Raw genomic sequence first — 25,768 nt, 5'->3', positions numbered from 1 at the left:
GGACTTCGCCGCCGATGGGGGGAGATTCGGGCGATTCAGCTGCTGCCGCGGACGTACAGCGCGATCACCTCGGCGCGGTTCGCCGCCCCGACTTTTCGCAGGATCGACTTGACGTGCGTCTTCACCGTGCCGACCTGAAGCACCAGACGGTCGGCGATCTCCCGGTTTCCCATGCCCCGGACGAGGAGGTCGAGGACCTCGCGCTCGCGGCCCGTCATCAGCGCCCGGACCGACTCGTTGGACGCCGGCGCCGGAAGGGCCTCGTCCTCGCCCAGCGGGTCGCCCTCCACGTCGACCAGCCGCACGTCGAGATCGAGCGCTGCGAACGTCTCGCGGGCCGAGGCGAAGGCCTGCTCGATGTGCCGTCGCTGCGCCGCCAGCCGTTCGATCAGGACCGCCCGCTCGTAGAGGCGGCCGAACCCCTCGGCGAACGCCCAGAGCGCGTCGCGGTCGTCCTCGTCGACCACGCGGCCGGAGGGATGGTGGTCGGCGTGGAAGAACCCGACGACCCGGCCGCCCGGGATGATCGGTGCCACGACGTAGGAGCCGGTCAGGCCGAGCTCGACGGTCGGCTTGTTCGTCCGCGCGTCGCCGACCGCGTCCAGGACGATGGCGGGACGCATCCGGTCGACCACGTCCCGCTCCAGCGGCGCGTCGACGAGATCGATCCGCCGCTCCTGCAGCTCGGCCGTGAACCGCTCGGCGAAGTCCGCGTCGCCGGCGAACCGCGCCTTCCAAGGCAGCCACCGCTCGCCGTCCGTCCGGCTCAGCAGCGCCCGTCGGAATCCGCAGTGCTCGACGAGGACGTCGCAGGCGCGATCGAGCAGATCCGCCGCGGTGCCCACCGCGCGCAGCTCGTGAAGCGCCTGGGCGACGGCCGCCTCGCGCGCGACGCGGTCGGCTTCGGACAGCACGCCGCAGGCGACGAGCAGATCCCGGGCCTCGAGCGCCAGCGACAGCCAGCCGCCCGCCTCCGCGTCCATCTGACCACACGCCGCGAGCGCACCGGCGGCCGACGTCCTGGCCGACGCGAGCCACGGTGCCAGCGCCCCCAGATCCGAGACCCCCGGCGGCCCGGCGGTCATCCGGCCTTCGAGCGCTCGGGCGAGCTCGTCCACCCGTGCCGTCAGCGCGGCCGCGCCCTCGTCCCCCGTCGTCGTCATCGACGCGGGTCCTGGGACAGATGGAGGTACCGCGCGACGGCCTCCGCCCGGGTGCTCGCGCCGAGCTTGCGCAGGACCCGCTCCAGGTGTGACTTCACCGTCGCCTCGGACACCACCAGCGCACGCGCGATCTCCCCGTTCGAACGCCCCGCGGCCAGCAGTTCGACGACCTCGACCTCGCGGACGGTGAGCCGTGCCGCGCCCCCTCCACGGGTAGGGGGCCGACGCTCCTCCTCGAGTCCGACCGGCTCCTCGCGCGCGAGCTCGATCTCCGCCGTGCACGCCTCGTCGATGTGGCGCCCGGCCTCCCGCAGCGCGACCTTCATCTGCACGCGCTGCTGCTCGAGCCGGCCCACCAGCACCAGCCGCTCGAAGAGGAGCCCGAAGTGCTCGGCGAACATCCACAGGTTCTCCCGATCGCGCGCGTCCACCGACCGGCCCTGCCCGAGCCGGTCGGCGTGCAGGAACCCGATCACGCTCCCCGTCGGGGCGATCGGCGCGACCACGTAGCCGTCGGTCTCCGACGCGACGATGATCCCCTTGAACGTCCGCTCGTCCGTCAGCGGGTCACTCACCAGCGCCGGCCGCCGCCGCCGAGCGAGCTCCGCCTCCAGCAGCAGATGCTCGAGCGGGATCTCCGTCTCGTCGACGTACCCCTCGAACGACGCCCGCACGTCCACCGGGACCACCGCCGGATCGCTCCACACCATGTCCGGCTTCCAGCGGCTCCCGTGCACTCGCGAGATCAACGACCGCGAGAACCCGCACGCCTCGCACACCAGTCGCGGTGCCGCCGCCACGAGCTCCGCCGGCGACGTCGCCTCCGCCCGCAGGCGCCCGAGGGCCTCGTGCACCTGGAGCGGCACCTCGAACCGGCGGCGCTGCGCGGCTGCCGCAGTCGCCGTGTCGGCCGCGTCCGCTTCCACGAGCGCTTCCAGACGCGCGACGGAATCCGCGACCGAGCGCGGAGCATCGTCGTCGAACGACGCCCGCAGGACGTCAGCTGGGGAGCTGGGCGACATCACGGCCCATCCTCCTCCATCCACGCCCGCTGGTGACCCCCGAGACCCTGGCGGCCCGTACCCGAGGCATGGACCGCGACGACGCTTTCCCCCCGGGATTCTTCGACCGCATGGACCCCGCGCCCGACGCCGGCTTCTACGGCCCACCACGCCTGGTCACCCACATCGACGAAGGCGCGATCAACGCGGTCGGCGCGCTGTACGAAGAACTCGGCGTCGACCGCGGCCGCACCCTCGACCTGATGTCCTCCTGGGTCTCGCACTTCACGGTCCCGCCCGAGGAGCTCGTCGTCCTGGGGATGAACGACGACGAGCTGCAAGCCAACGCTGCCGCCACCGAGCGCGTCGTCCACGACCTCAACCGCACACCCGACCTTCCGTTCGACGCTCAGAGCTTCGACCACGCAGTCTGCTGCGTCAGCGTCGACTACCTCACCCGCCCACTGGAGGTGTTCGCCGAGGTCGCGCAGGTGCTGAAGCCCGGCGGGCTGTTCGTCTGCACGTTCTCCAACCGCTGCTTCCCGACCAAGGCCATCCGCGGCTGGCTCGCCGCAGACGACGCCACCCACGTGAAGATCGTACGACGCTACTTCCAGCTCAGCGGCGGCTTCGACCCGCCCGAGTCCGACCTGCGCACCGACCCCTACACAGACGGCGATCCACTCTGGGCCGTGTGGGCGCGCACCCACCGTTGACCGACGGTCCTCGTTCGTGCTTCCGCCCAGGGACGCCGAGCCCCGAGGACTCCGGCTGCGGCAGCGCACGCGTGCTGGAAAGCACGGCACGGGTGCGTTCAGACCTGATCGTCGTCCGTGACCGTCCGCAGCACACGGGCCGGGGTGCCGCCGACCACCACGCCGGCAGGGACGTCGCGGGTGACGACGGCCCCCGCCGCGACGACCGAGTCAGCACCGACGGTCACGCCGTGGAGCACGGTGGCACGGGCGCAGAGCCAGACCCCGCGCTCGATCACGATGGGTCCCGCGGTGATGTGGCTGCGCCGGCGCGCAGGATCGACGGGGTGGCCGGAGCTGATGAGGCTCACACCCGGCCCGACAAGCACGTCGTCCCCGATGACAATGCCGCCGATGTCGTTGAGCGTGCAGTTCTGGTTGATGAAGACGTTGCGGCCGAGCGTGATGTTCACGCCCTGGTCCGAGTAGACGGGCGGGATCAGCCGGAACGTCGGGTCGGGCTCTGAGTTGGTCAGCTCGGCCCAGACGGCGCGGATCGCGTCCTGGTCGGCGTAGGGCAGGCGGTTGAGTCGCTCGGTCAGGGCGATGGCGCGCGGGACCTGATCGAAGATCGGTCGGGTTCCCGGCGCGCGGACGTCGAGCTCGTTCATGCGGCGAATGTACGCCGAGTCGCCGGCGTCGATCGTCGACGGCGCGACGGCGCGACGGCGCGACGGCGCGACGGCGCGACGGCGCGACCACTGGAGCGCCGTGGATCCTGTCGCGGCGGTAGTGGTCATACGAGCACGGACGACCACGGTCGCCTGAACTCATCGCCTCGCCGCGCTTCAGCCGAAGCGGCCCGTGTAGACGGCGACCAGCAGGACGGCGGCGACAGCCATCGGCAGGAGCGAGACGACGGACGCGCCGAGGGCGATGATGAGGATCGCCACAGCGACCAGGCCGATGAGACCGCCCGTTGCCATGCCCTTCGCCTGCCGCCGCTGTTCTGGTGTCCGGGGTTCGTCCATGGGTGAGAGATCACCGCTGCGGCGGACCATCAAACCAGCGGCAACCAGGCGGAGTCAGCCGTCCTCCGACGACGGGGTCATGCAGAGGACTCGTAGCAGCGTCGGCGCGGGTCAACCGTCCGGGGTGCGAGCGATCAGCCGCATGTACTTGGAGGTCGCCTCAGCGCGGTTGGTGGCGTGCATCTTGCGCAGGAGCGATTTCATGTGCGACTTGACGGTTCCCTCGCTGACGACGAGCTGAGCGGCGATGTCGCGGTTGGACATGCCGGCGGCCACGTAGCGCATCACGTCGAGCTCGCGCGTGGTGAGCAGCTCCCGCAGGCGGTGCTCGCTCGCCGGCGCATCGGCGCGTGACCGCCGAGGGGTGACCGCGTCGGACTCTGCGGGGGCGAGCGAGAGCTGGGTCTCGCGGCGGTCGGCGAACGCATCGCGGAACGCGGTGACGAGATCGGCTGCGCGTTGCTCCAGCGTCGCGAGGTGCTCGAGCAACGCCGTGCGCTCGAGGATCGCGCCCAGTGCCTCGGCGAACGTGAACAGCAGGTCGCGGTGGGTCTCGTCGGGATGGCGGCCGCTGAGGCGAAGGTCGGCGTGCAGGAACCCGATGACCAGTCCCTCGGGCATGATCGGAGCCGCGACGTACGAGCGGCTGTCGGACGTCGAAGCCACAGCGTGATGGACGTCCGAGCGGTCCTGGACGTTGCGGACGAGCAACGGCCGGCGCCGGCGAACCATCTCCGTCTCCAGAACCAGGGCGTCGAGTGACTGCACCTGCTGGCGGGCGGCGTCGAGGATCGACTTGGCCCAGCGCGGATCGTCGTGCACGTAGACGCTCACCGGAGTCCAGACGCCGTCGGTGACTTCGGAGATGAACGCACGGTCGAAGTCCATGCACTCGACGATCACCTCGGGAGCGCGCCGCAGAACCTGCGCTGCGGTCTCGCTGCCGCGCAGTCGCGACAAGGCGTCCTGGACGGACGTCACGCCCCGCAGGGGGTCGGCGGCCACGGCCACGCGCACGTCCCCCTGCAGCGTGCAGAGCTCGCGCACGACGTCGGCGCGGGTGACGGTATCGAGTGCAGCGTCGAGCGCGGCGAGCAGCTCCGAGGCGTCCGCGCGGGTCGACACCCGGGCGGCGCCCGGCACCCGCTTCAACGCGGTGTTGATGCGGTCGAGCAGTGCGCGGTCGCGGACCGGCGCACCGCGCTCTCGCCAGGCCGGCACCGTCACGCCGCTCTCCATGAGCCGGATACTCGCGCATCGCGACCAGCGGCGCGAAACCCGGTTGCCGAGTGGCGTAGGCACCGTTCGGGGCAGGCGGCTCCCCCCTGGGGCCGACGAGGATCGGCCCTCAGCGTGCGACCGTGCGGGCATGAGCGTCCTTGCGCAGGTCGACGGTCTGGTTCAGGCCACCTACGAACGCACCTTCGGCCCTGGATTCCAAGTGCTGAGCGTCCTCCGTGGGGACCGCAGCGTGCACCCGCAGGGCTTGCTCTGCGAGGGCACCCTCGAGATCGACCGCGACTCGGAGCACGTCGCCGGCGCCGAGGTCTTTCGCCCGGCCGGCCCGCGGCCGGTGATCGTGCGGTGCTCGCGGATGGTCGGCCTCCCGCGGCAGCTCGGCGACGTGTTCGGCATCGCCGTCCGCGTCGTGGACGCGTACGGCCCGGGTCGGCACCAGGATCTGCTCTGCAACTCCTCCCGGCGCCCGGCGCCGCTGAACGAACTGTTCCTGCCCTCCCCGCGGTGGTACGCCAACGCCTACTCCAGCTGCCTGACCTTCGACGCGGGTGCGGGGCCGATCATCTTCGGGTGGGAGCCGCCTGCTGTCACCGGCCCCGGCCCCGGCATAGAGGCGCTCCGGGCCGAGGTCGCGGACCGCGGCGCCGTGTTCGGCGTCTCCGTGGCGCAGCGGCTCCATCGGCCCGCGATCATCGGCACGCTCACTCTCAGGAAGCCACTGCCCGCCGACGCAGACCTGAACTTCGATCCGATCACGAACACCGGCGGCGGACTGCGACCTGCGGGTGCCCTGAACATGGCCCGCAGCGCGGTCTATCGCTACTCCCGCCGCGGAAGGTCCGCGGCGACGACCGCCTGACGCCGGGCGGGGCCGACGATCACAGGCCAGACCGGGTACCTCCTGCGCGGTCGTGCACGGGCCCAGTTGGCCAACAGGGGCAGGCAGTTCCCCCCTCAGGAGAGGGTCGGCGGGTCGGGCGTATGGGAGGCTGGCCAGTGAGTCCGCGTTCCACCGTCCGGCGGCTGCCGCGACGGAAACCCACAGGAGAGCGACATGTCCACGCAGGTCACGCAGAAGCCGACGATCGACGATCCCGCGGCCGATATCTCCGCCCGCGGGTTCTGGGAGCGCCCGTACGAGGAGCGCGACGACGTGTTCGCGACGTTCCGCAAGGAGTGCCCCGTCTCCTGGCACCGGCCGTACGAGTCGACGCTGCTTCCGCCCGACGAGGACACGCCGGGGTTCTGGTCGCTCTGGCGCTGGGCCGACTGCCGCGAGGTCTCCCGTGACGTGTCCCGCTTCGTCTCCGGCAAGGGCATCGTCATGGAGGACTTCCCGGAGATCGTCCAGATCGGGGCGCACTCGTTCCTGGCGATGGACGGCACGGACCACCGTCAGCAACGCGGAATCGTCCACACCGCCTTCACCCCGCGGAACGTCAAGAAGATCGAGTCCTGGATCCACGACCACGCCCGCGAGCTCGTCGAGGAGATGCAGGACAAGGGCGAGGGGGAGTTCTGCCAGCTGTTCGCCAAGGAGCTCCCCGGCCGCATCTTCGCGCACTTCTTCGGGGTCGAGCAGGGCACCGAGGAGCAGCAGATCCTCATGGACGCCGCCGAGAAGATGCTCGCCTGGGACGACCCGGAGGCCGCGCAGGGCCGCGACGCGATCACGACCCACGCCGAAGAGGCGATGCGGATCCAGGACGTCGCGCTCGAGGTCGCCGAGAAGCGCCGCGAGAAGCCCGGCGACGACCTCGTGTCCTGGGTCGTGAACGCCGAGTTCGAGGGCCGCAAGCTCGAGGACTGGGAGATCATGTCCTTCTTCTCGCTCCTTGGCTCCGCCGCCAACGACACCACCCGGCACACGATCGCCCACGCCGTCCGGCTGTTGTCCGAGCACCCCGACCAGCGCGAGCTGTTCCTCTCCGATATCGACGCATACTCCGGCAAGGTCATCGAGGAGACCCTCCGCCACTCCGGCCCGATCCAGCACTTCCGCCGCACCGCGATCGTCGACACCACCATCGGCGGCGTGGACATCAAGGCGGGCGAGAAGCTCGTCATGTGGTACTGCTCGGGCAACCGCGACGAGGACGTCTTCCCGGATGCCGCGAAGTTCGACATCAACCGCGAGACCAAGAACCACCTCGCGTTCGGGGCCGGCGGCCCTCACTTCTGCATCGGCTCCGCCCTCGGCCGCGAGATGGGCAAAGCCGCGCTGCAGCACATCTACAAGACGATGCCCGATATCGACCTCGCCGGGGACCCCGTCTACGTCGTCTCGAACTTCCTCAACGGCGTGCATCACCTACCCGTGCGCTGGACCCCGCCGAGTTAGTCGAGCGGGGGCGTCGCGGCAGAACGGACGCGGCTGGCGGAAGTCCGAGCCAGTTCACGTCAGGCTGCGGCCCGTGTCGAGGATCGTCTCGTCGAGTGGCCGCGGAGACCAGTCGAACGTCGCCCGGGCCTTGGCGTTCGAGATCCGCTTGGCCGGCTTGCCCGACGACGTCGTTGCTTCGTCGGCGTCGGCCCACGGGACGCGCGCAGCGTCCTCGCCGAGGCCGTTCCGCAGGATCCGCGCGATCCGCCCGAGTGAGATGCCGTCATGCCCGACGGCCAGATAGCGCTCGCCCGCCGCGTGCGGTGCGCTCATCGCGCGGACGTGGAGCTCCGCCACGTCCCGGACATCGACCACGCCGAAGGAGGTTGCCGGGGGCGCGGGCGTGGCGCCCGCCAGCAGCGCCTCGACGAGGGCGATCGAGCTCGAGCGGTCGGATCCGAGGACCGGGCCGAAGACGCCGGTCGGGTTGATGACCGTGAGCTCCGGGCCGGTCGGGTTGCCCGCGACCCAGTCCCACGCTGCGCGCTCCGCGAGCGTCTTGGACTTCACGTAGGCCCCGACGTCCCCGGCGGGGTCGGTCCAGTCCTCCTCCGTGTACGGCTCGCCCGGGTCGGGCTTCGGCGTGTAGCCCACGGCGGCGAACGACGATGTCAGGACGACCCGAGCGACACCGGCCGCAGCCGCCGCACGCAGGACGCGCAGCGTGCCCTCGCGGGCGGGAACGATCAGTTCAGCTTCGTGTTCCGGCTCGCCGGGCGGGAACGGGGAGGCGACGTGCACGACGACGTCCCGGTCGGCGACCGCGTCGGCCCAGCCGGCGTCGCCGGTGAGGTCGGCCATGGCGAAGGTCACCCGGTCCGGTTCCCGCGCTCCCGCGGCCGCGAGGACCGCCTGGACCTCGCCTCGCCGAGCGAGCGACCGCACGGTGGTCCGCACGTCGTGGTCGTCGGCCAGCAGGCGGACGAGGATGTGCCCACCGAGGAACCCCGACCCGCCGGTGACGAGGACGCGGCTCATCGGAGGGCCTCCGTCAATACCCCGAGGTCCTCGATCGCCCCGGCTTGTCCGTCCGCGTCGCCGGCCTCGCGCGCTGCCCAGAGCCGCACCTTGCCGTCCAGGTAACGCGCCCGGGTGTGCAGCTGCTCGATCTCACGCATCACGCGGGCGTGATGCTCTTCGAACAGCCGGCGCTGGTCCGCGGCGGCGACGTGCCCGCGCTCCATGTTGTGCAGATAGGCGCGCATCGCCTCCACGCCCATGCCGGTGGTCCGCAGACACGCCAGTGCCTCGAGCATCTGCACCGCCCGCTCGTCGTAGCGGCGGTGGCCACTGCTGTCATCGCGCGCGACCGGCGCGACGAGGCCGATGCTCTCGTAGTACCGCAGCGTCGCCCTGCTGAAGCCGGTACGCCGCGCTACCTCGCGAATCGGCAACTCCGCGGCCTGCTCGACAGTCGAAAAGGAAGTCATGTCGACCAGTATCGAAAACCTCAAGCGCTTGAAGTCAAGCTGGGGGCGGCTTCATGTTGGCTTCATCGTCACCTCGGTTTGATGGTGCTCGTCAGCCACACCACGAACCGAGAGCCCTCCAATGCCCGCCATCCGCACCATCGCCGCCCGCTTGGCCCTCACCGCTGCAGGCCCGCTACTCGTCGCCTGCGCATTCGCTACGCCGGCCGGCGCGCAGACCGCGCTGGCGCCGCCGGTCGCGTCGGCACCCGCGCCGGCCCCGCAACTGGTGCCGTCGACGCTCGTGGCCGCGGGGCTGATCCCGACGACGGTGACCGAGGGCCAAGCCGTCCGCCTCTCAACCGCGCTCGTCTGCAAGAAGGGCAGGGGCAACTGCACGTTCCGGATCGCGCTGAAGAACGGCTCGGCCACCGCCGGCATCGACTACGCCGCCACCCGAGTGACGACCCACGTCGTCAAGGCGGGCCGGACGAAGAACCTGAACCTCACGATCCCGACCGTCGCCGACCGGACCTGCGAGCCCGCCGAGACGTTCTCTGTCGAGGTGCAGAGCCTGCGCGGCCGTGCCGCGCGCACCGACCTGGGACAGATGACCATCGCCTCGGACGTCGAGACCGACCCGGTCTGCGCGGCGGCTGCCGAGGACGCCCGCGCGCGTGGCGAAGCCGGAATCGAGTAAGTCGTCGAGCGGTCAATGCACGCCCGCCTGACGTCTCAGAACTCCAGGGGTTACAGCGAGAGGAACGGCGACAGCAGACGGGGTTGGGGCCCGTTGAGCATCGCGCGCAACTCGGGACTCGGATCGCCGAGCGTCTCTCCTTCGAGGGTGCCGACCTCTTGCATCGCCGCCATCAGTTCTTCGCCGATGTTCGCGAAGTGCTCGAGCAGCGCCTCGGAATCTCGGTAGCGCTCGATGACGACGGCAGACGCCTCCTCCTCGTCGAGGAAGATCTCGTACTGCAGCGTCCCGGTGTCCTTCGTGCGGACGACCTCCATGCACTGCGCCGAGAGGCGCTTGAAGTCCTCGGCCTTCCCCTCGAAGAACGTGAAGCGCGCGACACCAAGAAGCTCAGCCATGCAGATCCGCTACCCCCAAGACGGGTTCACCGATCATCAGCCTGTCCGCTAGGTCAACCGGCGAACCCTCACCGGACGGGGCCTCGCAAAGCAGGCCGATGCGGCACGCCGTCGGTTCGCCGTCGCGCGCGGGGGGAACTCGGACCGTCCTGCGACGAAGGTCTTCGGGGCGGCCATCCACGGCGACCGAGACGTCGCTCAGAGCAGAGCAAACAGGACGAAGAGGATCACGAAGCCAATCACGATCCCGGCCGCCAGGCTGAGTTTGCGCTTGGTGTCGTCGGTCATCCCGGCATCATCGCCGCAGCGCGGTGGTCACACCGAACTCGCGTCCGCTGTCGAACCTCGTCCGGACGGGCTCGAGCCTATGTTCGGATGCGCGGGTCGCCGCCGCCCGGCGGGCACACCAGGTTGAGGCTGCCCGGTCCGGTGATCTCCCAGCTCTCGTAGGCGGCGTCCGGGCGTGCGCTGACGCCCGCCCCGCTGCTGAACCGGATCTGGACGTCGCCGCCGTGAGACACCTGGAGCGACTGGACAAGGTCATGACGAAGCTCGAGCAGGCGCTGCAGCGGCGCCCAGGAGCCGGCATCGGCATCCAGCTCGTGGAGGCGTCCCGACCGGTCGCGAAAGTCGAACTCGCCTCCGAAGGCGACCGTGCAGGTGGCGCCTCCGTCTGCGTAGACGGTGAGCGAGGTCCGACCGCTGAACTGGACCGTGAGGACCTCGAACCCAACGGCATCGATCGTCCAACCGTCCTGAGCCTCCGTGAGCGACACATGCCGAAGTGTCTCCGATGCGAACCCCTGCGGAACCCAAACCAAGCGCGGCGAGTGTTCGGCGGCCATGCTGCGCGTCCAGTTAGCCGAGCGCGGTAGGCGGGTCAACGTCAACGACCTGTGGATTTGCCGCGACCGCGCCGGCCATGGTGCTCTCCGCCATCAGGGCCAACGATGCTCCCGGGCTCGCACGTGTCTTCCGCGTGATCGAGCACGACAACATGGGCTTCCGGACTCAGGCGCGCAGGCCGTCGGCGAGCTCGCGCAGCGCCTCGTCGAGGGTGACCCGCGGTCCCCAACCCCACGAACGGGCGCGGCCCGCGAGGATCGCGCCCGTCCAGGCCGGGCCGTCGTCCCAGATCGCGTCGACGCCCAGCGCGCCGGTCACCGTTTGGAAGTACTGGCGCTGGGTGGCCGAAGGCGCCGCCACGTTGACCGGGGTGCAGCCGTCAGGAACCGGTCCGCGTTCCGCGTCCTGCGCCGGCGCGATCACGCCCGTCGCCACGTCGGCGATCAGCGCTGAGAGGTCCTCGACGTGCACCCAGGCGTAGGTGCCGTGGGGCGGGGTGCGGCGGTCAGCCTCGTCGTCGCGGATGCGCTGCGGGCGCAGCGTGTTCCACACGGACGTCTCGCCAGGACCGAGGATCGCGGGCGGCCGGACGAGGACGCGCGTGATGCCCTCCACCGCGGCCAGCGCGGCGTCAGCGTCCCGCTTGGTGACGGCGTAGTCGCCGGCGTCGTCGCCGACCAGGGCGCCGTCCTCATCGACGCCGCCGGTCGTGGGCCGGCGTGCGTAGACGGCAGCGGTCGAGACGTGCACGAGCGTCGCGACCCCGGCGTCGCGCGCTGCCATGGCGAACGTCCGCGTCGCCTCGATCCCGACGCGCTCCTGCGCCGCCCGGTCGCTGCCCATGGGGTGCACCGTGGTGACGGCCGCGTCGGCGCCGGCGAGGACCTCGGCCGCGAAGGCCGCGTCGCCGAAATCGCCGACGTGCATCTCCACGCCGTCGGGCGTGGCCGAGCTGACGGCGCGGCGCACTACGGCCCGCACGGCCGCGCCGCGCGCGGACAACGCCTCGCAGACGCGGGAGCCGACGAAGCCGTTGGCGCCGGTGACGACGACGAGCGGAGCACGGTCAGGCATGCGTCCATGCTGACACGCCGGCCCGCAGCTCAGGCGGGCGGCGCTCCTTGCGATCCGGCCCTCGTCACATGGGTGACTTCGCCTTTCGCTCTCACGGAGCCGCCTCGGCTCGCCTAGAGGCATCGCGGAGATGCCGTTGAGTCGGCGAACCGAGGCGACGGCTCCGCGGGTCAGTACGACTCCACGAAACCGCGAGATACCCTCACGCCGTAGATGAGCTTTCACCGCCGTTCCTCTGTCTTCGCCGCGACCACGTTGGTCGCGGCTGTCACCGCTGCTGCTGCGATGCCCGTGCTGTCGGCGTCTGGAGCGGCCACGAAGCCCGTCACCAAGAGTTCGCTGAAGCCCGTCAGGCATGCCAAGAACCTCAGGCGGGAGCCCATCGTCCTCAAGCAGCCCGGAAGGGCGCCGGCGGCGCTGATCAAGAAGGACCTGGTGGTCGGCAAAGGCAAGAAGGCCACGTCCGGCCGAAGCGTCGAGGTCCAGTACACGGGCTACGCGCTCTCCACCGGCAAGAAGTTCGACGCATCCTGGGACCGCAAGGCCGAGCCGTTCTCGTTCCGGCTCGGGGCGGACACCGTCATCTCCGGCTGGGAGAAGGGCATTCCGGGCATGAGGGTCGGCGGGCGGCGCGAGCTCGTCATCCCGCCCCGCTTGGGTTACGGATCCACCGGATCCGGCGTGATCGCTCCCGGTGAGACCCTGATCTTCGTCGTCGACCTGCTCAAGGTCGGAGGGTAGGAACGGGTTCCGTCGCCGGCCATGGCCGATCGCCCGTTGCTGCGGAAGCGCCGAGCCGTCGCGCCGGCGGTCAGCGGTGAGCAACTCGCCCGGAGGACCGTGCCGAAGCCGATCCCTTCGACGGTCTCAGTCCGCCGGCCGGGCGTCTCCCCCTTCTGCTGCGATCGCCGGGAGCCGCCGCCGGGAAGGCAACGTCGCTCAGGCGCCTGCGGGCCCGCCCTCGCCCAGTGTCTCGGTGTCGAGGGCTTCGTCTGAAATCTCTGGCTTCGGGTCGTCGGGGTCGATGTGCGGCGGGGTGTCGCGCGCGAGCACGCCTTCGTGCGCGGGTCCGTCGTCGGCAGGGTTCTTCGGAGGATTCATGTTGCGACGTCTACCCAGGCGTGCGGGGCTAGTCGTGCCACGTCCTGGAACGCCGGATCGCTAGATGTAGCCCGACCGACGAACCCTCACCGGACGACCCGGAGAGCGTCGACTCACGGGCGCTTACGGCCATGCCGCCGGCAGTCGGGTGCCCGCTGTTGCGCGGGAGTCCCGCCGGATCAGCGCGTGACGTGCTTATCCGCTTGCGCCAGCCGGGAGGGGGTCGCCCGCTCTGGCCGGGACGAGCAGCTTGAACTGCTCGTGTTCGCATTCCCGACATGCGTGCAACGGCGCGGCCGCGACGAGCCTGAGCTGGTCCCAGCAGCGGGTGCAGGAGTACAGGCCGGGACTGGCTTGTTCGCCAACGACGACAACGAGCTCTCCCATAGGCCAGCTCCTACCCGGTTTCGTCCGCCGCATGCGATGCCAGCCCACAGACGATGTTCGCCGTTACGGACCTCCACCTCTCCGTCAGGGGCACTACACCCTCGTCGTCGCGCAGCTCGACCACGAACGCGCCACTGGAAGCGTCCGCCGGGGAGTCGAAGCGCTTTCCCATCTCGGCGGTCCTGCTCGCCCGGCTCGCTGTCGACCGCCCCCACCAGGGCACCGGGCTCGGCGCGGCGCTCCTCGCCGACGCCATGCGTCGCGCCGTCCGAGCCGCGGACGAGGTCGGCATCCGCGCCATCCTCATCGCGGCGTTCTACCGACGGTTCGGCTTCGAGCCGCTCTCCGGGGACGACCTGACGCTGATGGCGACGATCGCCCAGGTACGCAATGCCGGGACATTATTCCGGCACAGTGCTGCACGGCCGCGCGATCGCAACGGCGAGCGACTCCTGGAACGCTGACCGGTCGTCGCGACGGTTTCCGTACGTGTTGGTCAGTGCCAGTGCGCGCGAGAGGCCGGAGTCGACTTGGGCGAGGAGCCAAGCCGGAAGAACGTCTAGGCGTTCCTCGAGCGCTGATCGATCGATGGTGGCGATTTGAGTGACATCGGCCACTGAGTCTGCGGTGATGCCGTCGGTTTCGCCGGGGATGGCGACGTTGCCAGGGAGTGCGGCCAGCGCGCGGTTCGTGGTGAGGACGACGACGGTGACGGTGGGAAGCGCCGAGCGGTTGTAGGCGCCAGCGTTCGGCGATTTGAGGCAGTGACGGCGGCCGGCGCTAAGAGCCGGAGCATGCGACCGCAACGTTGAGCGCTGCGCAGACGTCGGTCATGCGTAGGTCGCTCACGCGGCCGAGTCGCTCGACGAGCATCCCGATCGAGATGCTCTCGATGGAATCGAAGTTGACCGCGCAGCGGCGGGGAACCGGGTCGGTGTCGGGGTCCAGGACGACCTCGCTGGCGAGGCCACGCACGGTGGTTGTGCAGGGCGCGATGATCGAGCGTCGCAAGCGAGATATCGCAGCGTCGCGCGAGAGCACGAGTACCGGTCGTCGGCCGATCTCCGGGAGCTCGGACCACCAGATCTCCCCGCGAGCGGGAGCGTTCATGACGTTGATGCGGCCGCGCGAAAGGACGCAAGGTCGCCCCACTCGTCGGGCTCACTGAGGGGATGCTCGTCGTAAGCGCTGTACGCGGCGTCGATCTCCGCGGCGCGGTGGCGCGCGACGAGCGCCGTAAGCGCTTCGTCGAGGAGGGCGGAGTCCGGCGTTCCAGCTCGCAGGCCGCGCGCTCGGGCAAGCAGATCGCCATCGACGGTGGTGCTGACCCTGATCCGCGACATGCCACAAGTATGCCACGAGTGTGGCGCACGGGCCGCTGCCCTGGCCGACGTGACGCTCGCGCCCCCGGGGCCGCTGGACCCCGGGTACCACCGGGTCGACGCTTTCACCTGCGGCAACGCACGCCTGGACACGTGGCTCCGCGCGTACGCCGGCCAAAGTCAACGCCGTGACGCGGCCCGGACCTACGTCGCCGCCGACCCGGGCGGCCACGTCGCCGGTTACTACACCCTCGTCGTCGCGCAGCTCGACCACGAACGCGCCACTGGAAGCGTCCGCCGGGGAATGTCGAAGCGCTTTCCGATCCCGGTGGTCCTGCTCGCCCGCCTCGCTGTCGACCGCCCCCACCAAGGCACCCGGTTCGGCGCGGCGCTCCTCGCCGACGCCATGCGTCGCGCCGTCCGAGCCGCGGACGAGGTCGTCATCCGCGCCATCCTCATCGACGCCATCGACCAGCAGGCCGCAGCGTTCTACCAACGGTTCGGCTTCGAGCCGCTCCCCGGGGACGACCTGACGCTGATGGCGACGATCGCCCAGGTACGCAATGCCGCGACATGATTCCGGCACAGTGCTGCGCCGCCGCGCGATCGCAACGGCGCGCGACTCCTGGGAACCCCCGCCGGACACGTGTGGGCGTTCAGGGGCGGGCAGTGGTGGCGTGGACCAGCGTGAGCAGTTCGTCGTGCAGTTGCGGGTCAGCGCTGGCGATGAGCGAGTCGGAGTCCGTTGTCCATGGGTTGCCGTCGATGTCGGTGACGGTCGCGCCGGCTTCGGTCGCGACGAGGCTGCCGGCGGCGTTGTGGACGGTCGTCGCGAAGAACTGCACGTAGGCCGCGGCGCGGCCTGCTGCGACGTAGGCCGTGGACAGGGTCGAGCTGAGGGCGAGCAGTTCCCAGCGGTCGGCGCGCACGAAGTCGGAGACGAAACGAGCTGCGTGCTCGCGTCGGTTCTGCGTCGATTTGCCCGCTTCGACGATGATCGACCCGCTGTCCGCCGTCGCGTTCAGCCGGTGAATCGCGTCCCTACGCAGCGCCCACGCCCCGGAGCGGGCTTCTGCGATCAGAATGTCGCCGGTCGAGGCGTCGCCGACGACGGCGGCGGTCACGCGCTTGTTCTCGACGAGGGCGACGTTGACGCAGTACAGCGGTATGCCGGAGGCGAAGTTCCGCGTTCCGCACAGTGGATCAACGATCCAGTGGGCGCTGTCGGTGGCTCGACCGCCGCGCTCCTCACCGACGACGTCCTGCGCGGACGTCTTGCTCAGCGCGGTACGCAGCGCATCCTCGATGACGACGTCAGTCTCGGTGACGATGTCCCGAGCGCCCTTCATCGTCAGGTGGTCCGAACCGACCCGGCCGGATGCGGTCCTGAGGGCGTTCTGGACCGCGGCGATCGCAGCCTCAGTCTCGGTGCGGAACGTAACGGGAGGCGTCTGCATGGTGGAACTACGCCCGACGCGGTGATCGGTTGCACCGGTCAGCTGGCACCACACGCCGCAAGCTCCCTGTCGCGGTGTGCCGTCCGTCCCGAACCCTTACCGGGCGGACGCGGCCAGCGATGCCACTTCTCGCGCAAAGCGCACGTGCCCGGCTAGCGATCCGGCCGCCCGGCCGCCGCGCTGCGCGTCACCCGGCCGCCGGGGCGTCGCGACGGTAGCCGCAGACGTCGTACATCCAACCGTCCAGGTAGGCAGCACGCGCAGCCGGATCGTCCTTGACCATCAACCATTCATCGGCGGCCTTGCGCATGGCGCTCGCCCGATGACACTGAGCACTTACGCCCACGTCTTCGATGGAGCCGGAGGACCGGGTGTCCCCCGAGGAGGAGATCCGCCGGGTCCGTGCACGGATGTACCCGTTTTGTACCTCTCCGGAGATCTGCCAGGACTCGGAACCGACGAAATCCCTGCAAATCCCGGAAGCTCTCTATCGGACTCGAACCGATGACCCCTTCCTTACCATGGAAGTGCTCTACCAACTGAGCTAAGAGAGCGGGTTTTCGGAATCGTAGCGGCTGACGGCCCCGACGGGTCGCGCCCTGCGGGACACGCCGAGGCGGTCGGAGGATTCGCGGGGCTCGTGGCCTCAGACGTCGACGATGCGCGGCAGCTCGATCGCCGGGCAGCGGTCCATCACCGCGGACAAACCGGCCGCGTGGGCCCGGGCGACTGCGGCGCCGTCGATCACGCCGAGCTGCAACCAGACGCCCTTCGCCCCGATGGCGATCGCCTCGTCGACGTACTCCCCCGCGTGCTCGGAGCGGCGGAAGATGTCCACCACCTCGACGCCCTCGGTGGCCGGGATGGACGCGAGGTCCGGGTAGCAGTCCTCGCCGAGGATCTGGCCGGTCACCGTGGGGTTCACCGGGATGACCCGGAAGCCCCGCTCCTGCAGGAAGGCCGCGACACGGTGGGAGTCGCGGGCCGGCTCCGGGGAGCAGCCGACCACCGCCCAGACCTTGGTCTCGGTGAGCAGCTCGCGGATTACCTCAGGCGTGGAGTCGTGTCGCATGCTCGGGAAAGCATCCCCGGTTCACTCCGTCCTCAACCCGTCCGGACGCATCAGGCGCCACAGCGCAGGCATGCTCAGGGCGGTGACGAGCAGGACGACGGCGCCACCGGCGCCGGTCATCGCGGCGATGGTGCCCCAGTCGTAGATCACCGGCTCGGAGGCCATCTTCAGGAGCAGGGCGCCGAGCGTCGCCCCGACGGCGACCGCCACGAGCAGGCCGAGCGTGACCGGGACGAGCGCCTGCCACAGCACCGAGGTGGCCATGGTCGACCGCCGTGTCCCGAACGCGACGAGGACGGCCAGCACCCGTCGCCGCTCCCGCAGCTGCTCGAGCGCCCCGACCAGCAGCGACGCTCCGATGAGCAGGAGGACCGCCACAGCGCTGGCGTAGACCCCGCGGCGGACCGTGGTGTACGCCTCCGCGGTTCGCGTGGCCGTCAACTCGGTGACGTAGGCCGACGGGTCGACGCGGGCGACAGCGTTCCGGACGAGCTCGAGCGTGTCGTCGCCGGGTGGGGTCTTGGCGTACGCCTCGATCGTGGGCCGCGGCAGGCGCAGCGATCCGAGCGCACCGGGGGTGACGAGCAGGTAGTCGTTCTGCCCGCCGCCTGGGTCGGTACGGGCGCCGACCTTGCGCGCCCCCGCCGGCACGGTCCAGCGGACCCGCCCGCGGCTGCCCTCGCCGATGATCAGCCGATCGCCCGGACGGGCGACGACCCGGCTGTCGAAGCCCGGCGGAATGAAGACGTCGCCGTCCTGGCACGTCCGGACCTGGCCGTACTCGCGCAGGGCACGGCAGTCGCCCGCGACGATCTCCAGGTAGTCGTCGGCGTGGCCCCGCCGCTGCGCGGTCACCTGCGCCGTGCCGATCACGCCGCTGACACCCGGCACGCTACGCAGCTCGTGGACCAGGCCGGCCGGCGTCGTCCCGTCCGGCGCGTTGAAGTAATTGGCCGAGACCTGCGCGCGGTCGCGCGTGGACTGGCCCTGGAGCGGCGACGCCAGCTGCGGCCGGCCGTTCTCGTAGTAGACGTTGCGCGTCGACTCGCGCTCCGCCGCGGTGAAGAGCGTCTGCAGCGCGATCGCCCCGGCCACCGCGACCGCGATGCCGCTGACCACGCGCGCCGCGGTACCGCCATCCATCTGCAGCCGCCGGGTCGCGAGCTGCCAGGACAGCGAGCCACCGTGCATCCGGCGGACGACGACCTCGACGAGCCACGGCAGGACGGCGGTGATGCCGATCAGCCCGAAGAACACCCCGGCCGCCGCCTGGTACTGGTCGTCGGAGCCGTCGGTGGTGGACAGCCCGTCGCGCAGCGGCACCAGCAGCGCCAGGCCGATCAGGGCGGGGACGACGCGCCACCGCAGCCGGCGCCGGGCGTCGGGCGCGCGGCGGACGACCCCCAGCGGCTCGATCACGACCCGTCGCAGCGCGAGCAGCGACACGAGCACCGAGGCCAGCGGCACAAGCACGAGGATCAGCACGGTGAGCACCGCGCTAGGGCGGACGTCGCCCGCGAAGACGCTGATGTCCTCGATCGAGAACCGCTCGACCAGCGGCCGCAGCCCGAAGAACAGCGCCGCGCCGACCCCGATGCCGGCGACGGCACCGAAGAGCGTCTCCCCCGCGGCCACGCGGGCCGCAGTCGCGCGGTCGGCGCCCACCAGCCGCAGTGCCGCCAGGCGCCGATCGCGGTCCTCCCCGCCGAAGCGGACCGCCGCGGCCACGAAGACCGCCACCGGGAGGAGCAGGACGATGACCGCGATCGCCACGATCAGGGACAGCAGCGGGCCGAGCGGCTCGGCCTTTTGACCGTCCCCGAAGCGCGCGATGCGCTCGACGTCACGGTCCGCCGACACCCCCGCGAGCTTCCCGAAGCGATCGGTGCCGCGGTAGAAGACGAGCTCGGCCGGCCCGCGGAGGCCGCTGTCGCCGATGATGCCGACGACGCGGGCATCGAGGCGCTCGCGCAGCAGCCGCCCCTGTGAGCTGTTCAGCAGGTCGTTCAGCTTCGGCGAGACGACCATCGTGCCCGGCGCGGGAAGCTGCCGGACACCGGGCGGCGCCGGTGCCCGCGGTCCCTCGCGCTGGAGGTCGCGACCGATCAGGTCGTCACCGCGGTAGGTCGTGTCGACGCCCCCGATCAGCAGCGTGCCTGGGCCGGCCTTCGTCGGCCCGCCGCCGAAGGGCGTCGACCGCGCAGAACCCCGGTCCTCACTGCCCGCGATCATGGCCGGGATCGACGCCGCGGCCAGGAGCAGCGCAACGCCGAGCCCGACCCCGATCGCCGTCATCGCGGCCCGCAGGCGCGAGCTGCGCCCGCCCGCCAGGGCCATCCGGGCCCCAAGCGCCAGGTCGTCGATCCGGGACGACGACGACGTGCTCACGACGCCGGGTCCAAATCGCGCGTGCGGCCGTCACGGACGACGACCTCGCGGTCGGAGTACGCCGCGACCCGCGCCTCGTGCGTGACAAGGACGACGGCGGCACCGGTCTCGCGCGCGGCGGCGACCAGCAGCTGCATGACGCGCTCGCCGTTGAGCGAGTCGAGCGCGCCCGTCGGCTCGTCCGCGAAGATCACCCGCGGCCCGGTCACCAGCGCCCGCGCGACCGCCACGCGCTGCCCCTGTCCACCCGAGATCCGCCCGGGCGTCTTCGCGGCGACGTCTGAGACCTCGAGCCGCTCGAGCCATGTCATCGCCTGCGCCTCCGCCGGCCGGCGCTTCGTCCCGCTGAGCCGCAACGGGAGCGCAACGTTCTCCACGCAGCTGAGCTCGGGGACGAGCTGCCCGAACTGGAAGATGAAGCCGAAGTCGCCGCGTCGCAGGGCGCTGCGGCCTGAGTCGGGGAGCGACGACAGCTCGCGGCCGGCGTACGTGACGCGCCCGCGGTCCGGCTGGACGATGCCGGCCAGGCAGTGCAGCAGCGTCGACTTGCCGGACCCGGACGAGCCCATCACGGCGAGGACCTCGCCGGCCGCGACCGACAAGGACGCGCCATCGAGCGCTGCGGTGCTGCCGAAGGCCTTGTGGAGGTCGGTGGCCTCGAGCACGAAGCGGGGGGTGCCCGCCGCGGACGGATCCGACGCGCCGGCGGGCGCGGTGCGCACTGCGTTCATGCGGCCACCTCCTTCTGCAGGTCGTCCAGACGGGCGGCGGTCAACTCCAGCCAGCGCAGGTCGGCCTCGAGGTGGAAGAGCGCGTGGTCGCAGATGAGCTGGTCGGTGAGGTCGCCCGCGAGCTTGCGGCGCGTGAGCTCGCGCATCAGGCGCAGGTGCTCGGTCCGCTGCGTGTCGAGCACCTCCCCCGCGGGCCGGTCGGTCAAAAGCGCGAGGACGACCTTCGTGTAGAGGACGCTTTGCAAGTAGAGCTCCGGCTTCTCGGGCTGGGCGAGCCAGGTGTCGACGTCGGCGACCCCAGCCTCGGTGATGGCGTACCGCTTGCGATCGGGACCGTCCCCGGCCTCGACGCCCTCCACCTCGACGAAGCCGTGCTTCAGCAGGCGCGAGAGCGTCGCGTAGACCTGCCCGTACGCGAGCGGCCGGTCCTGCCCGAACTTCTCGTCGTACGTGCGCTTGAGGTCATATCCGTGGCAGGAGCCGCCTTCCAGCAGCCCCAGGAATGTTTTTCCGATCGACATGGGAGGGACTATACACACAAGGTATACCTGTAGTGCATACACTGAGGGAGTACGCCGACCGTCTAGCATCGAAGGCGTGTCCAGGACGCCGGAGAGCCCGAACCCGCAGCCCGCAGACTCGTGCGGCACGGGCATCTGCGGCGCGGACGTCCCGCCGCTGATCGGGCGCACGCTGACCGGGACGGGCCTGACGCTCGACCAGGCCGCCCGCGTCCTGCTCGAGGACGGCACGTCGCCGCCGGCCCTCACCCCGATCCAGCGACGGCTCGTCGAGGAACACGCGGCCCACCTGGACGCGGCCTGAGGCGAGGCACCGGTGTCGCTCAACCCTTCGCTGCACGGCGTCCGGTTCTGCCCGCGGTGCGGAGCGGCGGACCCGACGATCAGCGCGCCGCGGCACTTCGGCTGCCGCCAGTGCGGCTATCAGGCGTTCTTCAACCCGAAGCCCGTGGCTGCAGCGATCCCGCGCTACTCCGACGGCAGCGTCCTGCTGCTGCGCCGCGGCAACGAGCGCGAGCCCGGGTTCGGGCTCTGGACGTTCCCCGGCGGCTTCGTCGACCTCGGCGAGTCGGTCGAGGAGGCGGCGGTGCGCGAGACCCAGGAGGAGCTGCGCATCACGGTCACGCTGGAGGCGCTCCACGGCGTCTACTCGCGCCCCGAGGAGCGCGTCGTGCTGATCGTCTACACGGCGCACACCCGCGACGTCCCGCAGCTCACCCCCGAGGCGACCGAGGTGCAGGCGTTCGCGCCGGATGCGATCCCATGGGACGAGCTGGCGTTCTGGTCGACCGAGCGCGCCCTCCGCGACCTGCTCGACGACGGCGCGAACCGGCTCTGACGACGCCGTCCGGGGGTTACTCGAGCAGCCCGCGGCGCATCGCCTCGGCGACCGCGGCAGCACGGTCGTTCACGGCGAGCTTCTCGTACAGCGACTTCAGGTGGGTCTTGACCGTCGACTGGCTCAGGTGCAGCTGCTTGCCGATGTCCGGCGCGCTGTGCCCGTTGGCGGTCAGCACCAGGATCTCGTGCTCGCGCGGGGTCAGCGCGGGACGCTGGTCGCGCTCGCGGATCTGGATCTCCGAAGCGAGCCCGGCCTGGACCTCGGCGGACAGCACGACCTCACCGCGGGCGACCGCGGCGATTGCGTCGCAGATCCGCTCGCGCGAGGACTCCTTCGAGAGGTAGGCGCCGGCCCCGGAGGCGACCGCGCGGTAGACGGTCTCGCTGTCGAGATGCGCGCTCAGCAGCACCACGCGCGTCGGGAGCCCGTCGCGCTTGATGGCGTGCAGGACGTCGTTGCCCTGCAGGCCGGGCATCTGCACGTCGAGCACGGCCACGTCGGGGTTCAGCTCCTGAACCAGCTCGAGCGCCCGGCGGCCGTCCTCGGCCTCGGCGATCAGCTCGAACTCAGGACGGGCCTTGATCGCGCGCGAGACGCCTTCCCGGTAGACGGGGTGGTCGTCGGCGACAAGGACGCGGACGCGCGGGGCATTGGCTTCGCTCATGATGATTTCCGGTCGATCAGGACGTCGCGGGCCCGCGACGCCGGTCTGACCGGAGAATCATTGTAGTCCGCGGACCACCCGGATCGCTTCAGAGCAGATCTCACCGCGCGTGGCGGTCTTCGACATGTACGCGTCGGCGCCGGCCTCGCGTGCCCGGGCGACCACGGCGTCGTCCATGTAGGCGCTGAGCAGCACGACCCGGGTCGCCGCTGCGGGATTCAGCGCCCGCAGCCGCTCGCAGACCTCGAGCCCGTCGAGACCCGGCATGCGGACGTCCAGCAGCGCGACGTCCGGGGCGAGCTCGGCGATCGCCGCCAGGGCGCCGTCGCCCTCGATCGCCTCGCCGACCAGCTCGAGGTCGCCGTGCGCGCGGACGGCCCGGGCGATGCCGGATCGGTAGGCGTCGCTGTCATCGGCGATGACGACGGTGAGGGGAAGGGCGGACACGCTGCAGCCGAGTATCGGAATCTTTCCGTCCGTTCGGCATCGTGCGCACGTCCTATCGATGGGTGGGTCCCCCTCATCCGATCGGACGAGGGGAACCTCCCGCAGCCGGGCGTCAGGCCTTGACGAGGTCGACGATGAAGACCAGCGTCTCGTTGGGTCCGATCGCCGGCGGCGAGCCCGCGGCGCCGTAGGCCTTCTCGGCCGGGATGACGAGCTCGCGGCGCCCGCCCACCTTCATGCCGACGAGGCCCTCGTCCCAGCCCGGGATGACCGCGCCGGTGCCGAGCGCGAACGGGAAGTCCTGCCCGTTGTCCCACGACGCGTCGAACTGCTTGCCGGTCGAGTAGCTCACGCCGACGTACTTGACGGTGATCTCGCTGCCGGTCTTGGCCTCGGCGCCCTTGCCGACGACGATGTCCTTGACGACGAGCTCCTTCGGCGCGGTGCCGGACGGCTTCGGGACGGACGGCTTCTTCTTCAGGTCGGTGCTGATCGGCAGGACGGCGCCCTCGCCGGAGGTGTCGGGCTTCGCGTCCGCCGGCGTGGAGGCCGTCGACGCGGTCGACGCCGTGGACGCGGTGGAGGCGGTCGTGGCCGGGGAGTCGGCGATCGCCTGATCGGCGGCACCCGGCTTGGCGTCGTCGCCGCCGCAGCCGGCGGCGGTCAGGGCGAGGAGCGCGGCGGCCAGCGCGGCTGCGGTCTTTCGAGTCGGCTTCATGGGGCGGCAGTGTCGCAGAGCGCGCGCGATGATGGAGCCGATGCGCAGCCGTACGTCACAGCTGCTGGACAACGCGGCCGAGCGCTCGCGGGTGACCGTCCGCGCGCGGTTGGGCCTGCTGTGGGCCGTCCTGCCGGCTGTGCTGCAGACGGCGGTGGCCGCCGCGGCGGCGTTCACGATCGCCCGTGACGTCGTCGGCCACGCGGGCCCGTTCGTCGCCCCGGTCAGCGCCATCATCGCGCTCGGGATCACCTACGGGCAACGGACCCGGAGGGCGGTAGAGATCGTCCTCGGCGTGGCGGTGGGCGTCCTCGTGTCCGACCTCATCACGCTGGCGCTGGGCACGGGCCCGCTGCAGATCGCGCTCGTGATCGGGCTCGCGATGAGCGCGGCGATCGTCCTCGGGGGCTCGCGGCTGGTGGTCTCGCAGGCCGCGACGTCGGCGGCGCTCGTGGCGACGATCGCCGTCCCGGACGAGCTCACCTTGGCGCGCGCCGTCGACGCGCTGATCGGCGGGGGGATCGCGCTGTTCATGAACCTCGTCCTCTCCCCCGTGAACCCCGAGCGGATGGCGCGTCGCGCCGCGACGCCGCTGCTGGAGGAGCTGGCCGCCGTCCTGCGGGACGTCGCCTCGGCGGTCGAGGCCGCCGACCACGACGCCATCGTCGATGCGCTCGTCCGGGCGCGCGGGCTGGACCCGATGATGATGCGATTCGCCGAGGCGTCCGAGGCCGGCGCCGAGGTCGCGGCGCTCTCGCCCCTGCGGCGCAGCCACCGCGACCGTCTGGAGCGCTATCGGCGCGAGGCGGAGCAGATCGACCTAGCGGTGCGGAACCTGAGGGTCCTGGCCCGCGGCGGGGTGCGCGCCGTCGACCTCGCCGCCCACGTCCCGCCGGAGACCCCGGCGGCGCTGCGGGAGCTCGCGTCGGCGATGGTGGCGCTGGCGCCCGACCCCGTCGACGACGCGCGCGCCGCGCGGGCCCGCGAGCACGCGCTGAAGGCCGCAGGGCTCGCGACCCTCGGCCTGGAGCGGACCGGGAACCTGTCGGCGTCGGTGATCGTCGGGCAGGTCCGCGCGATGGCCACCGACCTGCTCAAGGGCCTCGGGGCGACGGACGCGGAGGCGGTCGAGGACGTCCGCGCGGCCGTTCGCCGGGCCGCGGACGACGGCGGCTGACGAGCGGTCCGGTACCGTCCGGCGATGGCCACCGCCACCCGCCGACGGACCCCGACCGCCACGATCCCGGACCCCGGCGAGTACGGCTCCGGTCCGCGTCCCGCCTGGCTCGACGTGGACTGGTCGCAGTACCTGTCCTGGCACCATCACGAGGGAACGGCCGTGAACGTCGTGGACACGGGTGTGGGTGGGCGGGGTTCGAATTCCGCTGCCGACGCCACGCCGCTCGTCTTCATCCATGGCCACTCGGCGTGCTGGCAGCACTGGCTCGAGCAGCTGCCGCAGTTCATGGGGACGCGCCGCTGCATCGCCCTCGACCTGCCGGGGTTCGGACGGTCGGAGTTCCCGTCGAACGGCATCTCGATGAGCGGCTACGCCCGGACGGTCGACGCGATCCTGCAGGACCTCGGGGTCGCCGCGGCCTGCGTCGTCGGCAACTCGATGGGCGGGTTCGTCGCCGCCGAGCTCGCGATCCGCTTCCCGCAGCGCGTCGAGCGGCTCGTGCTCGTGTCCGCGGCGGGGATGGCCGGGCGGTACATCGGCCTGCCGACCGAGCTCATCGCGCATCCGTCCGGCGTGGCGATCGGCCGGGTGCTGTTCGGCCTCGGCGGCGTCCCTGACCCGCTCGCCATGGCGCTGTCGCGTCGCCGCAACGGCCGCCGCCTGGCGCTCGGCTTCGTCAGCACGCACCCCCGGCGTCTGCACCCCGCGCTCGTCCGCGAGCTGATCAGCGGCACAGGCAAGCGCGGTGCGGCGCCCGCGGCCGTCGAGCTCGCCAAGTACGACTTCAAGGACCGCGTCCCGGACATCGCCTGCCCGACGCTGATCGTCTGGGGCGACACCGACTACCTGGTCCCCGTCAGCAGCGCGGCGGCCTACGAGGACGCGATCCCGAACGCGCGCAAGGTCGTCTACGCGGACACGGGCCACGTCCCGATGCTGGAGCGGCCGGCGCAGTTCAACGCCGACCTGCAGGCGTTCCTGGACGAGTAGACGGCGTCGG

At 71.2% G+C, this 25,768-nt stretch carries 35 protein-coding genes and 1 tRNA gene; 11 read left to right on the top strand and 25 right to left on the bottom strand.

Annotated elements, in window-relative coordinates:
• Positions 1-35: 35 nt before the first annotated feature.
• Both DSM112329_RS05600 and DSM112329_RS05595 read right to left on the bottom strand, forming a co-directional pair.
• On the bottom strand, positions 36-1,163 hold the full coding sequence (locus DSM112329_RS05600; RefSeq protein ID WP_354700827.1) for a LuxR C-terminal-related transcriptional regulator: 1,128 nt from the start codon (positions 1,161-1,163) through the stop codon (positions 36-38).
• The gene (locus DSM112329_RS05595; protein WP_354700826.1) at positions 1,160-2,185 is read right to left on the bottom strand and encodes a LuxR C-terminal-related transcriptional regulator; all 1,026 of its coding nucleotides are present in this window, start codon (positions 2,183-2,185) and stop codon (positions 1,160-1,162) included. The genes DSM112329_RS05600 and DSM112329_RS05595 overlap by 4 nt, the downstream gene beginning before the upstream one ends.
• Positions 2,186-2,295: 110 nt before the next feature.
• Here DSM112329_RS05595 and DSM112329_RS05590 point away from each other — a divergent pair, with 110 nt between their 5' ends.
• Positions 2,296-2,880 (top strand): methyltransferase domain-containing protein, encoded by a 585-nt coding sequence (locus tag DSM112329_RS05590; protein WP_354700825.1) that lies wholly within the window; start codon positions 2,296-2,298, stop codon positions 2,878-2,880.
• A 98-nt stretch (positions 2,881-2,978) separates the two neighbouring features.
• Here DSM112329_RS05590 and DSM112329_RS05585 read toward each other — a convergent pair whose 3' ends face one another.
• The 3 genes from DSM112329_RS05585 to DSM112329_RS05575 form a co-directional block, all read right to left on the bottom strand.
• Complete coding sequence (locus DSM112329_RS05585) at positions 2,979-3,530, bottom strand: sugar O-acetyltransferase (RefSeq protein WP_354700824.1); 552 nt, start codon at positions 3,528-3,530, stop codon at positions 2,979-2,981.
• Positions 3,531-3,707: 177 nt separating this feature from the next.
• Positions 3,708-3,890, bottom strand: coding sequence for a hypothetical protein (locus tag DSM112329_RS05580; protein WP_354700823.1), 183 nt, complete (start codon positions 3,888-3,890; stop codon positions 3,708-3,710).
• Between the two features lie 111 nt (positions 3,891-4,001).
• A complete protein-coding gene (locus DSM112329_RS05575; protein ID WP_354700822.1) occupies positions 4,002-5,129 on the bottom strand; it encodes a LuxR C-terminal-related transcriptional regulator in 1,128 nt (375 codons plus the stop codon).
• Positions 5,130-5,259: 130 nt separating this feature from the next.
• Between DSM112329_RS05575 and DSM112329_RS05570 the strand changes: the two genes are divergently transcribed.
• Both DSM112329_RS05570 and DSM112329_RS05565 read left to right on the top strand, forming a co-directional pair.
• Positions 5,260-5,988: a hypothetical protein gene (locus tag DSM112329_RS05570; RefSeq protein WP_354700821.1), complete on the top strand. Its 729-nt coding sequence runs from the start codon at positions 5,260-5,262 to the stop codon at positions 5,986-5,988.
• A 195-nt stretch (positions 5,989-6,183) separates the two neighbouring features.
• Positions 6,184-7,470 (top strand): cytochrome P450, encoded by a 1,287-nt coding sequence (locus DSM112329_RS05565; RefSeq protein ID WP_354700820.1) that lies wholly within the window; start codon positions 6,184-6,186, stop codon positions 7,468-7,470.
• Between the two features lie 54 nt (positions 7,471-7,524).
• On the opposite strand, the gene DSM112329_RS05560 is transcribed toward DSM112329_RS05565, so the two are convergent.
• Positions 7,525-8,490: an NAD-dependent epimerase/dehydratase family protein gene (locus tag DSM112329_RS05560; RefSeq protein WP_354700819.1), complete on the bottom strand. Its 966-nt coding sequence runs from the start codon at positions 8,488-8,490 to the stop codon at positions 7,525-7,527.
• A complete protein-coding gene (locus tag DSM112329_RS05555) occupies positions 8,487-8,942 on the bottom strand; it encodes a MerR family transcriptional regulator (RefSeq protein ID WP_354700818.1) in 456 nt (151 codons plus the stop codon). The genes DSM112329_RS05560 and DSM112329_RS05555 overlap by 4 nt, the downstream gene beginning before the upstream one ends.
• 121 nt (positions 8,943-9,063) lie before the next feature.
• Here DSM112329_RS05555 and DSM112329_RS05550 point away from each other — a divergent pair, with 121 nt between their 5' ends.
• Positions 9,064-9,621, top strand: a complete 558-nt coding sequence (locus tag DSM112329_RS05550) for a hypothetical protein (protein WP_354700817.1) — start codon at positions 9,064-9,066, stop codon at positions 9,619-9,621.
• 50 nt (positions 9,622-9,671) lie between these two features.
• Here DSM112329_RS05550 and DSM112329_RS05545 read toward each other — a convergent pair whose 3' ends face one another.
• From DSM112329_RS05545 to DSM112329_RS05535, 3 genes are all read right to left on the bottom strand, one after another.
• The gene (locus tag DSM112329_RS05545; protein ID WP_354700816.1) at positions 9,672-10,019 is read right to left on the bottom strand and encodes an antibiotic biosynthesis monooxygenase family protein; all 348 of its coding nucleotides are present in this window, start codon (positions 10,017-10,019) and stop codon (positions 9,672-9,674) included.
• A gap of 365 nt (positions 10,020-10,384) precedes the next feature.
• Positions 10,385-10,864, bottom strand: coding sequence for a DUF6188 family protein (locus DSM112329_RS05540; protein ID WP_354700815.1), 480 nt, complete (start codon positions 10,862-10,864; stop codon positions 10,385-10,387).
• A 166-nt stretch (positions 10,865-11,030) separates the two neighbouring features.
• A complete protein-coding gene (locus DSM112329_RS05535; RefSeq protein WP_354700814.1) occupies positions 11,031-11,939 on the bottom strand; it encodes an NAD-dependent epimerase/dehydratase family protein in 909 nt (302 codons plus the stop codon).
• A gap of 381 nt (positions 11,940-12,320) precedes the next feature.
• On the opposite strand from DSM112329_RS05535, the gene DSM112329_RS05530 reads away from it, so the two are divergent.
• Positions 12,321-12,680: an FKBP-type peptidyl-prolyl cis-trans isomerase gene (locus tag DSM112329_RS05530; protein WP_354702444.1), complete on the top strand. Its 360-nt coding sequence runs from the start codon at positions 12,321-12,323 to the stop codon at positions 12,678-12,680.
• 198 nt (positions 12,681-12,878) lie between these two features.
• Here the strand turns inward: DSM112329_RS05530 and DSM112329_RS05525 are convergent, their stop codons facing one another.
• Positions 12,879-13,040 carry a hypothetical protein gene (locus DSM112329_RS05525; protein WP_354700813.1) on the bottom strand — a complete coding sequence of 54 codons (162 nt, stop codon included), beginning with the start codon at positions 13,038-13,040 and terminating at the stop codon, positions 12,879-12,881.
• Between the two features lie 195 nt (positions 13,041-13,235).
• Positions 13,236-13,427: a hypothetical protein gene (locus DSM112329_RS05520; RefSeq protein WP_354700812.1), complete on the bottom strand. Its 192-nt coding sequence runs from the start codon at positions 13,425-13,427 to the stop codon at positions 13,236-13,238.
• Between the two features lie 53 nt (positions 13,428-13,480).
• Here DSM112329_RS05520 and DSM112329_RS05515 point away from each other — a divergent pair, with 53 nt between their 5' ends.
• On the top strand, positions 13,481-13,891 hold the full coding sequence (locus DSM112329_RS05515) for a GNAT family N-acetyltransferase (protein ID WP_354700811.1): 411 nt from the start codon (positions 13,481-13,483) through the stop codon (positions 13,889-13,891).
• On the opposite strand, the gene DSM112329_RS05510 is transcribed toward DSM112329_RS05515, so the two are convergent.
• From DSM112329_RS05510 to DSM112329_RS05500, 3 genes are read right to left on the bottom strand one after another with little or no spacing between them, the layout of a single operon-like run.
• On the bottom strand, positions 13,829-14,233 hold the full coding sequence (locus DSM112329_RS05510) for a type II toxin-antitoxin system PemK/MazF family toxin (protein ID WP_354700810.1): 405 nt from the start codon (positions 14,231-14,233) through the stop codon (positions 13,829-13,831). The genes DSM112329_RS05515 and DSM112329_RS05510 overlap by 63 nt on opposite strands.
• Positions 14,208-14,537, bottom strand: a complete 330-nt coding sequence (locus DSM112329_RS05505) for a type II toxin-antitoxin system PemK/MazF family toxin (RefSeq protein WP_354700809.1) — start codon at positions 14,535-14,537, stop codon at positions 14,208-14,210. The genes DSM112329_RS05510 and DSM112329_RS05505 overlap by 26 nt, the downstream gene beginning before the upstream one ends.
• Positions 14,534-14,770 carry a DUF2191 domain-containing protein gene (locus tag DSM112329_RS05500; RefSeq protein ID WP_354700808.1) on the bottom strand — a complete coding sequence of 79 codons (237 nt, stop codon included), beginning with the start codon at positions 14,768-14,770 and terminating at the stop codon, positions 14,534-14,536. The genes DSM112329_RS05505 and DSM112329_RS05500 overlap by 4 nt, the downstream gene beginning before the upstream one ends.
• Between DSM112329_RS05500 and DSM112329_RS05495 the strand changes: the two genes are divergently transcribed.
• Entirely contained in the window at positions 14,769-15,326 is a 558-nt protein-coding gene (locus DSM112329_RS05495; protein WP_354700807.1) for a GNAT family N-acetyltransferase, read from the top strand. The genes DSM112329_RS05500 and DSM112329_RS05495 overlap by 2 nt on opposite strands.
• Positions 15,327-15,405: 79 nt before the next feature.
• On the opposite strand, the gene DSM112329_RS05490 is transcribed toward DSM112329_RS05495, so the two are convergent.
• The 7 genes from DSM112329_RS05490 to DSM112329_RS05460 form a co-directional block, all read right to left on the bottom strand.
• Positions 15,406-16,260 carry an inositol monophosphatase family protein gene (locus DSM112329_RS05490; RefSeq protein ID WP_354700806.1) on the bottom strand — a complete coding sequence of 285 codons (855 nt, stop codon included), beginning with the start codon at positions 16,258-16,260 and terminating at the stop codon, positions 15,406-15,408.
• Positions 16,261-16,393: 133 nt separating this feature from the next.
• The gene (locus DSM112329_RS05485; protein ID WP_354700805.1) at positions 16,394-16,516 is read right to left on the bottom strand and encodes a hypothetical protein; all 123 of its coding nucleotides are present in this window, start codon (positions 16,514-16,516) and stop codon (positions 16,394-16,396) included.
• 171 nt (positions 16,517-16,687) lie between these two features.
• Positions 16,688-16,760: transfer RNA gene (locus DSM112329_RS05480), tRNA-Thr, on the bottom strand.
• A gap of 92 nt (positions 16,761-16,852) precedes the next feature.
• Entirely contained in the window at positions 16,853-17,278 is a 426-nt protein-coding gene (locus DSM112329_RS05475) for a CoA-binding protein (RefSeq protein ID WP_354700804.1), read from the bottom strand.
• 21 nt (positions 17,279-17,299) lie between these two features.
• Positions 17,300-19,666, bottom strand: a complete 2,367-nt coding sequence (locus DSM112329_RS05470) for an FtsX-like permease family protein (protein ID WP_354700803.1) — start codon at positions 19,664-19,666, stop codon at positions 17,300-17,302.
• Positions 19,663-20,397 carry an ABC transporter ATP-binding protein gene (locus DSM112329_RS05465; RefSeq protein WP_354700802.1) on the bottom strand — a complete coding sequence of 245 codons (735 nt, stop codon included), beginning with the start codon at positions 20,395-20,397 and terminating at the stop codon, positions 19,663-19,665. Before DSM112329_RS05465 ends, DSM112329_RS05470 begins: the two co-directional genes overlap by 4 nt.
• The gene (locus DSM112329_RS05460) at positions 20,394-20,918 is read right to left on the bottom strand and encodes a PadR family transcriptional regulator (protein WP_354700801.1); all 525 of its coding nucleotides are present in this window, start codon (positions 20,916-20,918) and stop codon (positions 20,394-20,396) included. The genes DSM112329_RS05465 and DSM112329_RS05460 overlap by 4 nt, the downstream gene beginning before the upstream one ends.
• Positions 20,919-20,994: 76 nt before the next feature.
• Between DSM112329_RS05460 and DSM112329_RS05455 the strand changes: the two genes are divergently transcribed.
• Positions 20,995-21,222 (top strand): hypothetical protein, encoded by a 228-nt coding sequence (locus DSM112329_RS05455; protein WP_354700800.1) that lies wholly within the window; start codon positions 20,995-20,997, stop codon positions 21,220-21,222.
• Positions 21,223-21,234: 12 nt separating this feature from the next.
• Positions 21,235-21,756 (top strand): NUDIX domain-containing protein, encoded by a 522-nt coding sequence (locus tag DSM112329_RS05450; RefSeq protein WP_354700799.1) that lies wholly within the window; start codon positions 21,235-21,237, stop codon positions 21,754-21,756.
• 16 nt (positions 21,757-21,772) lie between these two features.
• Here the strand turns inward: DSM112329_RS05450 and DSM112329_RS05445 are convergent, their stop codons facing one another.
• The 3 genes from DSM112329_RS05445 to DSM112329_RS05435 all read right to left on the bottom strand — a co-directional run bounded on the left by DSM112329_RS05445 (position 21,773) and on the right by DSM112329_RS05435 (position 23,588).
• Entirely contained in the window at positions 21,773-22,423 is a 651-nt protein-coding gene (locus DSM112329_RS05445; RefSeq protein ID WP_354700798.1) for a response regulator transcription factor, read from the bottom strand.
• A 57-nt stretch (positions 22,424-22,480) separates the two neighbouring features.
• Entirely contained in the window at positions 22,481-22,870 is a 390-nt protein-coding gene (locus tag DSM112329_RS05440) for a response regulator transcription factor (RefSeq protein ID WP_354700797.1), read from the bottom strand.
• A gap of 112 nt (positions 22,871-22,982) precedes the next feature.
• Positions 22,983-23,588, bottom strand: coding sequence for an FKBP-type peptidyl-prolyl cis-trans isomerase (locus DSM112329_RS05435; RefSeq protein ID WP_354700796.1), 606 nt, complete (start codon positions 23,586-23,588; stop codon positions 22,983-22,985).
• A 40-nt stretch (positions 23,589-23,628) separates the two neighbouring features.
• On the opposite strand from DSM112329_RS05435, the gene DSM112329_RS05430 reads away from it, so the two are divergent.
• Positions 23,629-24,765 (top strand): FUSC family protein, encoded by a 1,137-nt coding sequence (locus tag DSM112329_RS05430; RefSeq protein ID WP_354700795.1) that lies wholly within the window; start codon positions 23,629-23,631, stop codon positions 24,763-24,765.
• Positions 24,766-24,789: 24 nt separating this feature from the next.
• Positions 24,790-25,758 (top strand): alpha/beta hydrolase, encoded by a 969-nt coding sequence (locus DSM112329_RS05425; protein WP_354700794.1) that lies wholly within the window; start codon positions 24,790-24,792, stop codon positions 25,756-25,758.
• Positions 25,759-25,768 lie beyond the last annotated feature (10 nt).

It is taken from the genome of Paraconexibacter sp. AEG42_29 (assembly GCF_040581415.1).
Lineage (GTDB): Bacteria > Actinomycetota > Thermoleophilia > Solirubrobacterales > Solirubrobacteraceae > Paraconexibacter.
This window is presented reverse-complemented; position numbering and strand designations above follow the sequence as displayed.